Source organism: Komagataeibacter kakiaceti JCM 25156 (genome assembly GCF_000613305.1).
The window spans coordinates 1-9,572 of record NZ_BAIO01000060.1 but is presented as its reverse complement, the minus strand read 5'-3'; the positions used below and the strand labels follow the sequence as shown (position 1 = coordinate 9,572).

Below are 9,572 nucleotides of genomic sequence, written 5' to 3'. Positions count from 1 at the left end.
AAAAGTTTTTGGGTGCCGCCTTTTTTCAAAAAGGCGGCGTTTCCTGAAGCATCGGGACGTGTCGTCCCTTCGAAAGTCAGGCAGTAACCGGAACTTATATTCTTTTCATGAAATGATTATTTTGAAACAGTCCCTGATAAACCGATAATGATCTTTATTATTGTGAACCCATGCGCCGGGGGGCATCGCCTTGGGCGCGTGGCCCGCTTCGCGCATTTTCTGCGGCAGGCCGGGCTTGATGTTGAAATCGGGCATACCCGTTTCAGGGCGCATGCCACGGATCTTGCCCGCATTGCGGCGCAGACACCCGGCTGCACGCATATCGTGGCGGCGGGTGGGGATGGAACCATTGCCGAGGTGGCGCAGGGGATGGCGGGTTCCGGTTGCATCATGGCCATCCTGCCGCTGGGAACGGCCAACGTGCTGGCGCGTGAACTCGCGCTGCCCTTCGATGATGCGCGGACGGCCCGCATCATCGCGGCGGGGGGCAGCCGGACCATCTGGCCGGGACGGCTCCGGTCCAGCACATGGGATGGGCTTTTCGTGCAGATGGTGGGGGTCGGGTTTGACGCCCATGTGGTTCATTGCGTCTCCACCCGGCTGAAGAGCGCCATCGGGCGCATGGCCTATGTTGTGAGCATGTCTGGCGCGTTACGGCGGTATGGTTTCCCCGCCATGACGGTCATGGTGGATGGCGTGGCGCATGAGGTGGTCTCGGCCATCATATCCAAAGGCGCGCGGTACGGCGGGAAATATGTTCTGGCGCCCCATTCGATGCAGGGGGAAAAACGGTTTTGCGTCGTCCTGTTCCATGCCGCCGGGATCGGGGCGGTGCTGCGCGCCGGTCTTGCCCTGTTGCGCGGTCATCTGGTGCGGCAGAAGGGCGTAACGGTCCTGACGGGCGCGAGGGTCGAGATACCCGCTCCGCCCGCCCTGCCCGTGCAGAGTGACGGGGATGCGCGTGGCTTTACCCCGCTGTGTATCGACATATCCGATCAGCCCCTTCGCATTGCGGTCGCGTCAACGGGCGGGGGATGACGGAAAATACCGGGTGACCGCAGGCCTGCGGTCATCCGTGCCGTAACCGGTCGGGTTACGGGAAAAGGTGCTGGCTCCATGCCTCGACAGTGTCGCCGCTGCTCATGGCCGGATCGATAAGGCCATCGACCATGAAGGTTGGTGAGACGTGGATGCCATTCTGGCGGGCGTATTTACACTGCCATTTGATGGCTTTCTGCAATTCCGGCACCGCGAAGGCTTCAGCCAGCGCGACGCCGCTGTATTTTTCAATCCGGCGGATGATGTCGTTGGGCGTGGCGTCCATGTTGGGGCCGCTGCAGTGGTCGGTAAATTCGAATTCCTCCCGATGCGCGCCAATCGCGGCCATGACGGCGCGGGCGGTTTCCCTGCCGCCTTCCAGCGTGGCGGCCGCCAGGATGCACCGGACAATCACGCCGGAAAACATATGCCATGGCTGGGAATGCAGCCGGACCCGGATCGTGAGCCGGTCCGCGCCCACGGTGGCGAGCAGATCCCTCAGCTTGTTGAAGGCCCGGACGGAAAAGGGGCAGGTGGGTTCCACAAAAACATCCAGAACCTTTGGCCCGTGCCCCCATTCAAGCGGGTCGATATGCAGGGATGTGGACATGCTTGCGGTTCCTTGTTCATGGTTGCAGGTGCGGGCTGTGCCTGTGACCTTACCCATTAAAGCCTGCCTTTGGGAGATCCCGTAAACCAGGGGAAAGTTCCTGGTGCGGCTTTTTTCAAAAAGCATCAGGGAACGCCGCCTTTTTTGAAAAATGGCGGCAGCCCAGAACTTTTAGTGTTCTTTATCAACCCGTTGTTTTCAAACAGCGCCTTTTCGACTGCGTATCATATGGGCATCCCCCCAAAAAGCTGCATAAGCGAAACGTCTTTATGTTCCTGTAAGGTAGTGATGCATGGCCCGCACCCTTTTGCTCAAGAACGCGCTGCGTCTGGTAACGATGGACGCCGGGAGGCGGGAAATCGAAGGGGGATGGATACTTGTGCATGACCGCCAGGTCATGGCCATAGGCACCCCCACCGATCCGCTACCCGCCGCCGATGACGTGATGGACATGACCGGCCATGTGGTGATGCCGGGCATGGTCAATACCCACCACCATATGTACCAGACCCTGACGCGGGTGATCCCGGCGGCGCAGGATACCTCGCTTTTCGGGTGGTTGCAGGCGCTTTACCCCATATGGGCGGGCCTGACGCCGGAAATGATCCGTGTTTCGGCCTGCACCGCCATGACGGAACTGTTGTGGTCGGGCTGCACGACCAGCAGCGACCATCTGTACCTCTTTCCCAATGGCGCGCGCCTTGATGACGAGATCGAGGCCGCGACCATAATGGGCATGCGCTTTCACGCGGCGCGCGGGTCAATGAGCGTGGGCGAAAGTCAGGGCGGCCTGCCGCCTGATCGCGTGGTGGAAAATGAGGATGCGATCCTGGCGGATACCCAGCGCGTGATCGAAACCTATCATGACCCCGCCCCGCTTGCGATGCAGCGGATTGCCGTCGCCCCCTGTTCGCCTTTTTCCGTCAGCCGGGATCTCATGCGCAACGCCGCCGCACTTGCACGGGCGACCGGGACCATGCTGCATACCCATCTGGCGGAAAACGCCAGCGACATCGCCTATAGCCGCGAAAAATTCAACATGACCCCCGCCGAATACGCCGAGGACACCGGCTGGATCGGCAGTGATGTCTGGCACGCCCATTGTGTCCGTCTGGACGATGCGGGCATTCGCCGCTTTGGCGCGACCCATACCGGCATGGCCCATTGCCCGTGTTCCAACATGCGGCTGGGATCGGGGATCGCGCCGGTGCGGCGCATGGTGGCGTCAGGCATGCGCGTGGGGCTGGGGGTGGATGGGTCCGCGTCCAACGATGGCAGTCACATGCTGGGTGAGGCCCGTCAGGCCATGTTGCTGGGCCGCCTGCTCGAAACACCGGACAACCAGCCCATGATGCAGGCGCGGGAGGTGCTGGAACTGGCCACGCGCGGGGGGGCGGCCGTGCTTGGGCGCGATGACATCGGGTATCTGGCGCCCGGCATGGCGGCGGATATTGTCGCGTTCGACCTGCGCGGGATCGACCATGCGGGCGCGCAGGCGGATCCGGTGGCGGCGCTGGTTTTCTGTACTCCGCGCCGTGTGTCATGTTCCATCGTGAACGGGCGGGTACTGATCCGCGATGGCGTGTTTACCGATCATGACCCGGCGCGTCTGGCCCGGCGGCATAATGAACTGGCGCGTGAGCTTCTGGAAAAAGCCTGAACCGGGTCATGGCAGGGCTGTTTCCGGGAGCTTTCTTATGATTTGCGGACTGTCTCAGAGGCAGGCGGTTTCAGACAGTCTTCTGGGGGCTGTCTGAAAAACGCCCATCCGCCCCTGGGCGGTCAGTCCTGCGGGGGCTGGCGTCGCCTATAGGCGCGGTAGCCCCTGCGCCCCAGGAATCGCATGGTTGGCAGGCTGAGGTTGAGCAGCCCCATGGAGAACAGACAGGCATGGGTAAATGCCTTGTCGAACACGGAACTGAAAACCTCGCGGCTGCTGCGTTCACAGCATTGCATGATCCGTTGCGCGGTAACGTCCGGATCCTGTGGCGGGTCGATGAAGTTGTAGATCGAGCCGCCTGCCTGCATTTCCCGGCTGAGCATGGGCGTGTTGACACTGGCGGGATAGATGGAACTGACCTGAATGCGCCGGGGCCGCAGTTCCTGTTCCAGCGCGCGGGCGAATCCGCGCAGGCCGAATTTCGCCGCCGTGTAGACACTGCTGCCCGCCAGCGGAAAGATGGCCGCCATCGAATTGACGAACACGATATGCCCCCCGCACCGCATGGCGGGCAGCAGGCGGTTTGTCAGTTCAACGGGGGCGGTCAGGTCAACGGCGATCTGGTGCGTGATTGTGGCGCTGTCCAGCTGCCCCACATTCTGGGGCGAGATCACGCCCGCGCAATGCACCAGCACGTCGATTTCCGGCGCTTTTTCCATAATCGTGGCGGCAGCCTGATGGATGCTGCCCGTATCGGTCAGGTCGCAGGTTATGGCGGTGACGCCTGGCATGTCCCGACCCGTCTGGCGCGAGAGAAGGATAACAGAATAGCCGCGCGCGATCATCTGCCGCACCAGCGCCTGCCCGATCCCTCCCGTTGCCCCGGTCACAACGGCGACCCTGCGGGTGGAGGGGCCTGTTCTTCCGTTCAGATCACGAGTTTTCAATGATTCTCTTACTTCCTTGCCCGTCAGGCTTCGTCACCGGGTCAGACAGCCTGCAACGCGGGGGAATGTTTTCCGTTGCCTGATTTGGCCCATGTTATCTGGAACATAACAATCCGTCGATAACTCTGTATCATTTCGTGACCATGATCCGGCGACAATTGATAGGGAAGGGCCGTTTGCGAATATTATATATTCTCTAACCATGGGGCAGGGAAAAGGAAAGCAGGGCACCATCGGGTGGTTTTGTGGGGTCTGTGCAGTATTTAGTGCAGGGTCATAACGATTGTTCTGACATATTTTTGTAAAATATTTATGAAATTTGGATTGTTGCGGTAATGATATTTCACAATGAATGAAATGACAGAATCGCAGGATATATAAATTCTGAAAATACGTTTTCAGGAAATGGAAAACCTCCCGTCAGCGACAGGCTGTAAATCATAGGAAAGCTTCCGGAAACGCCGCGTCCTTGAATGAAGCGGTGCGCCGAAACCTTTATTGTTTCCCTGTCAGAGCCATTTGTTTTGAAACAGCATATGGCCGTTCATGCTACTTCCGGCGCATAACCATATTTCATTCTTCGGGAAGTATATGAAGTCATGGTGGCCGACAGGCCGGAAGGCAGATGCATTATGACCCGCAAGCATCGGTCATTCCGCAATAGTGTTTTACATGCCTGCTTCCTGTCACGGGAAACCCTGCGGGGCGTGGCGGAGAGAGTGGGATTCGAACCCACGGTACGCTATTAACGTACACACGCTTTCCAAGCGTGCGCCTTAAGCCGCTCGGCCATCTCTCCAGCCGTTACCGGTCAGCAGGCCACCCAGACTGGGTGGCTGTGTCCGATGCGTGCGGAACATATCACCAATTTCCGGCGGCGCAAGAGGAAAACGCCATCATCTTTCCCGCCAGTCATAACGGTGTCATGACCGGCGGGACGGGGGGTTACTGGTCCATCTTCAGCGCGGCGAGGAAGGCGCTCTGCGGGATGTCGACCTTGCCGAACTGGCGCATGCGCTTTTTGCCTTCCTTCTGCTTTTCCAGCAGTTTGCGCTTGCGCGAGATGTCGCCGCCATAACACTTGGCCGTCACGTCCTTGGACATCGCGCCAATGGTCTCACGCGCGATGATGCGGCTGCCGATCGCCGCCTGCACCGCGATCTTGAACAACTGGCGCGGGATCAGTTCCTTGAGCTTGGCGCAGATGGAGCGCCCGCGTGTCTCGGCGGCCGAGCGGTGGGCGATGAATGACAGCGCATCCACCGGTTCCTGATTGACCAGGATGGAGATGCGCACGAGATCGCTCTCCTCATACCGGTCCATCTGGTAGTCAAAGCTGGCGTAACCGCGCGTGACCGATTTCAGGCGGTCGTAGAAGTCGAACACCACCTCGTTCAGCGGCAGGCGGTAGACGGCCATGGCCCGGTTGCCGACATAGGTCAGGTCTTCCTGCACGCCACGGCGCTCGCTGCACAGGGTCAGCACCGCACCCAGATATTCATCCGGCACCATGATGGTGGCCTTGATCCACGGTTCCTCGATCTTCTCGATCAGGGAGGCATCGGGCATGTCGGCGGGGTTGTGCAGTTCCTCCGTCGCGCCGCTGGTCAGTTCCATGCGGTACACAACCGAAGGCGCGGTGGCGATCAGGTCCAGATCGAATTCGCGGCTCAGGCGTTCCTGAATGATTTCGAGATGCAGCAGCCCGAGGAAGCCGCAGCGGAAACCGAAGCCAAGGGCGGCGGAGGTCTCGGCCTCGTAATGGAACGAGGCGTCATTCAGCCGCAGCTTGGCCAGGCTGTCGCGCAGTTTCTCGAAGTCATCGGCCACGACCGGATACAGCCCGCACCACACCACGGGAATGGAGGGCTTGAAGCCCGCCAGCGGGGCCTCGGCGGGGCGGCGGTCATCGGTCAGGGTGTCGCCCACGTTGGTGTCGGCCACGGTCTTGATGGCGGCGTTGATGTAGCCGATCTCACCGGGGCCGAGTTCGTCCACCTGCGTCATGCGCGGGGCGAACACCCCCACCTGATCGACCACATGCACCACGCCGGACGACATCATGCGGATACGCATGCCGCGCTTGAGGCGGCCTTCCTTCACGCGCACCAGCGTGATCACGCCCAGGTACGGATCGTACCAGCTATCCACCAGCAGCGCCTTGAGCGGGGCCTCGGCATCGCCCGTGGGCGGGGGCAGGCGCTTGACCAGGGCTTCGAGCACGGCCTCGATGTTCAGGCCGGTCTTGGCCGAAACCTCCACCGCGTCATCGGCCGGGATGCCGATCACTTCCTCGATCTGTTCCTTCACGCGCGGGCAGTCGGCGGCGGGCAGGTCCACCTTGTTCAGCACCGGCACGATTTCATGGTTGGCGTCGATGGCCTGATACACGTTGGCCAGCGTCTGCGCCTCCACCCCCTGCGAGGCGTCGACCACCAGCAGCGAGCCCTCGCACGCGGCAAGCGAGCGGCTGACCTCATAGGCGAAGTCAACATGGCCCGGCGTGTCCATGAGGTTCAGCACGTAGGTCCTGCCGTCTTCCGCCGGGTAGGACAGGCGTACGGTCTGGGCCTTGATGGTGATACCACGTTCACGTTCCAGATCCATGTTGTCCAGAACCTGATTGGTCATTTCCCGCTGTGTCAGCGCGCCGCAGGCTGGATCAGGCGGTCGGCCAGGGTGGATTTCCCATGGTCGATATGCGCGATGATCGAGAAATTGCGGATCAGGGAGAGGGGCGTGTCGGTCATGGGCGAGACATAGTGTAAAATCGGGGGAAAGTCAGCCGCTACCTGTCACGTCAGGACGGAAAATATCATGGATGCCGTGAACGTGCGTTACATGCAGGCCATGGTGATGCGGTGGATGAGCGTATTGCCATCCACCACGATTTCCCGGCCATCCATCCCGGCCAGACCATGGATGCGGACCAGCTCGTGCAGCGGGGCGGTGACGGGGGCGTCATGCCAGCGGTCCGTCACCACGCCGCAGCAGGGCGCGCCGTGCGGGGTATGGAGAAGCACGCGGTCGGACTGGCGGATCGCGGCGGTGGGCGAGATGATCAGCGTGCCCCCCCTGCGAAAGATCGGCTCCATGCAGTCACTATCCAGATGCACGGCATAGGAATGATGGTCCGCCATGCCGTTGAAGTCCCATTTTTCCCACGATGCGCCTTCCGGCAGGCCGGTTTCGTCAAACAGTCCGGTATGGGCCAGCTGGGAAAACGAGACGATCTTCAGATGGGCATGATGGGCCTTGCCCCCCGTTTCCGGGTCGTGATGGCCCGAAAGCAGGCGGCTGAACCCCTCGAACGAGATGCCGGTGGCCGACAGGGTGCGCGCGAGGCTTTCCGTGCCCGGCCAGCGTGGGCGACCGGCGGGCGTGATCCGTTTGGAGGGGTTGAAGGTCGTGCTGTCCAGCCCCGCCGCGCGCGCAAGGCCGGAAGGGGTCAGTCCCCGTTCGGCGGCCAGGCGGTCAAGGGCGCGCCAGATATCGGCATGGCTGATCATGTCGGCAATTTCAGTATTTCGGTCCGGTGGCGGGCATGGCCCTGTTCGGTCATGGCGAATCGCTGGTTATGGTCCGTCCGCGCCAGCCCCATCCCTTCCAGCCGGCGCAGGCAGGGGTCATCGCGCAGGCCGGTGGGGCGGCCGTGGTCTCCGCTCAGTTTCAGCCGGTGCAGCGCACTGCGGCAGCATGTTTCAAGATAGGGTTCATTCCACATGGGGCAGGGACCGCTAAGGAACAGGTAACGGCGGCGTCGCTGTGCCGACAGGCCGTAACATGGGTTCAGGCATGGCCAGGCGGGTGTGCTGGCGTCTTGTTTAATCAGGCCGGGGCGCGGTGTCCACCACGTGGGGTGGCGTCCCCTGCGCCTGTATGGAGGGTGGCATGTGCTGTGTGCCCTACGATTTTGGAAACGGATTATTATATCTTTTCACGAACATGGCGCATTGTCATATTTCTGACCCGGATGTGATACATGTTTTGGTAAAAGGCATGTAGAAATCCACTTTCCAAGGCAGTGTTTATGAAATTTCGGGAATATATTCTTGTTCTGTCCCTGGCCGGGGCCTCCGTCCTTCCTGCCGCAAGCGCGCTGGCGGACTGCAACAGCAGCCAGAATACACCCAAATGGGATGTGCTTGACCGCGCGGCGCAGGCGGGGGACTGCGCGAACAGTCGCCTCCAGTCCTATAACAACAGTGTCGAGCAGCGCGAACAGCAACTGCGGGACGGCCCGCAGAACCTGCGCAAGGACTATGACGACAAGGTGAACAACCTGCGTCAGGATACGGTTGGCCGGTGGGACAGCGCCCGCGACGCCGAAAAGCAGAAGCTGACGGACGAGCGCGCGCGCGTTGACCAGACCATCCAGAATGGGCGCGATCGCCTCGATGCGATTCGCAACGCGCCCAAGAACCGGCTGGACTCGCTGCGCAATGCCGGGAACGCGGAGCGCCAGCGCTGGGATACCCTGAAAAACCAGACCAGCTCCGACGTCAGCAACTTTATTGGTGGTAACGGCCAGTAAGAGGCCGTCTGGAATGCCGCCTTTTTAAAAATGGCGGCACCCGGAAACTTTTACTGTTTTCTATCAACAGGTTGTTTCAGGCCGATGCTTCGGGCGTCGGCCTGTTTCCTGTCCGTTATTCCTAATCGGCCTTCACCGTCAGCCCGAAGGGCTGCGCGGCCTGCCCGCTGGGGCCGGGTCCGATCTCCAGCAGGTAGAGATCATCGTGCAGGACAAGCCAGGCCTGCGCGTCGCCCGGCTGCGCAAGGCGGGGGTCGATCACGCGCAGGACCGGATTACCCTGCGTGGCTTCCAGCCGTGCCGTAACCTTTTCCCCCCGATGCAGCCCGATGCGATAGATACAGGTCGCGCCATGCTCCAGCGTCGCCCGCCACTGAAGTGTCGCGCCGGGTGGCAGATCCTGCGGCGGATTGCAGAAGGGCGGAACATTTCCCATGTTTTCCAGCAGGGTGCGCACATCCCCCGGCTTGGTAATGGGCGTGGGGCCGAAGCCATAAATTGAAAGCTGGCCGGGGTTCACCATGCCCGCGGTCATGTTGTGGCCGGTACGGTCCACAAGCAGCCATGCAATGCTGCTTCCGCCTTCGTGCTGTCTGTTCCCGGTCATGAACATGATGTCACCAACAGGCTGGAGCGGGCTTGCAACCTGCATGTTCCGCACGAAATCGGCATATTGCGGGCCGAGTTCCTGTTTCAGCACAATGGATAGCGGTCCCGCGGCAAACAGGTTGGTGTCGGTGGCGTAACGCCCGCTGGCGGCGGCAAGCTGGGCCGCCAGCGCGA

At 61.1% G+C, this 9,572-nt stretch carries 8 protein-coding genes, 1 tRNA gene and 1 pseudogene; 3 read left to right on the top strand and 7 right to left on the bottom strand.

Annotated elements, in window-relative coordinates:
* Positions 1–147: 147 nt before the first annotated feature.
* Entirely contained in the window at positions 148–1,038 is an 891-nt protein-coding gene (locus JCM25156_RS05875; protein WP_025812452.1) for a diacylglycerol/lipid kinase family protein, read from the top strand.
* Positions 1,039–1,093: 55 nt separating this feature from the next.
* On the opposite strand, the gene JCM25156_RS05870 is transcribed toward JCM25156_RS05875, so the two are convergent.
* Positions 1,094–1,648 carry a DsbA family protein gene (locus JCM25156_RS05870; RefSeq protein ID WP_034958540.1) on the bottom strand — a complete coding sequence of 185 codons (555 nt, stop codon included), beginning with the start codon at positions 1,646–1,648 and terminating at the stop codon, positions 1,094–1,096.
* 292 nt (positions 1,649–1,940) lie between these two features.
* Between JCM25156_RS05870 and JCM25156_RS05865 the strand changes: the two genes are divergently transcribed.
* Positions 1,941–3,308, top strand: a complete 1,368-nt coding sequence (locus JCM25156_RS05865) for an 8-oxoguanine deaminase (RefSeq protein ID WP_025812450.1) — start codon at positions 1,941–1,943, stop codon at positions 3,306–3,308.
* A gap of 122 nt (positions 3,309–3,430) precedes the next feature.
* Here JCM25156_RS05865 and JCM25156_RS05860 read toward each other — a convergent pair whose 3' ends face one another.
* The 5 genes and pseudogenes from JCM25156_RS05860 to JCM25156_RS05840 form a co-directional block, all read right to left on the bottom strand.
* Complete coding sequence (locus JCM25156_RS05860; RefSeq protein WP_242402504.1) at positions 3,431–4,255, bottom strand: SDR family NAD(P)-dependent oxidoreductase; 825 nt, start codon at positions 4,253–4,255, stop codon at positions 3,431–3,433.
* Between the two features lie 708 nt (positions 4,256–4,963).
* Positions 4,964–5,054: transfer RNA gene (locus JCM25156_RS05855), tRNA-Ser, on the bottom strand.
* 146 nt (positions 5,055–5,200) lie between these two features.
* Positions 5,201–7,005 (bottom strand): annotated as a pseudogene (lepA, locus tag JCM25156_RS21920) (translation elongation factor 4).
* An 87-nt stretch (positions 7,006–7,092) separates the two neighbouring features.
* Positions 7,093–7,764 carry a helix-turn-helix transcriptional regulator gene (locus JCM25156_RS05845; RefSeq protein ID WP_025812448.1) on the bottom strand — a complete coding sequence of 224 codons (672 nt, stop codon included), beginning with the start codon at positions 7,762–7,764 and terminating at the stop codon, positions 7,093–7,095.
* A complete protein-coding gene (locus tag JCM25156_RS05840) occupies positions 7,761–7,979 on the bottom strand; it encodes a hypothetical protein (RefSeq protein WP_025812447.1) in 219 nt (72 codons plus the stop codon). Before JCM25156_RS05840 ends, JCM25156_RS05845 begins: the two co-directional genes overlap by 4 nt.
* A 306-nt stretch (positions 7,980–8,285) precedes the next feature.
* On the opposite strand from JCM25156_RS05840, the gene JCM25156_RS05835 reads away from it, so the two are divergent.
* Positions 8,286–8,789, top strand: a complete 504-nt coding sequence (locus JCM25156_RS05835; RefSeq protein ID WP_025812446.1) for a hypothetical protein — start codon at positions 8,286–8,288, stop codon at positions 8,787–8,789.
* A gap of 121 nt (positions 8,790–8,910) precedes the next feature.
* Here the strand turns inward: JCM25156_RS05835 and JCM25156_RS29365 are convergent.
* A partial coding sequence (locus tag JCM25156_RS29365; RefSeq protein WP_025812445.1) for a hypothetical protein occupies positions 8,911–9,572 on the bottom strand: 662 nt, incomplete at its 5' end.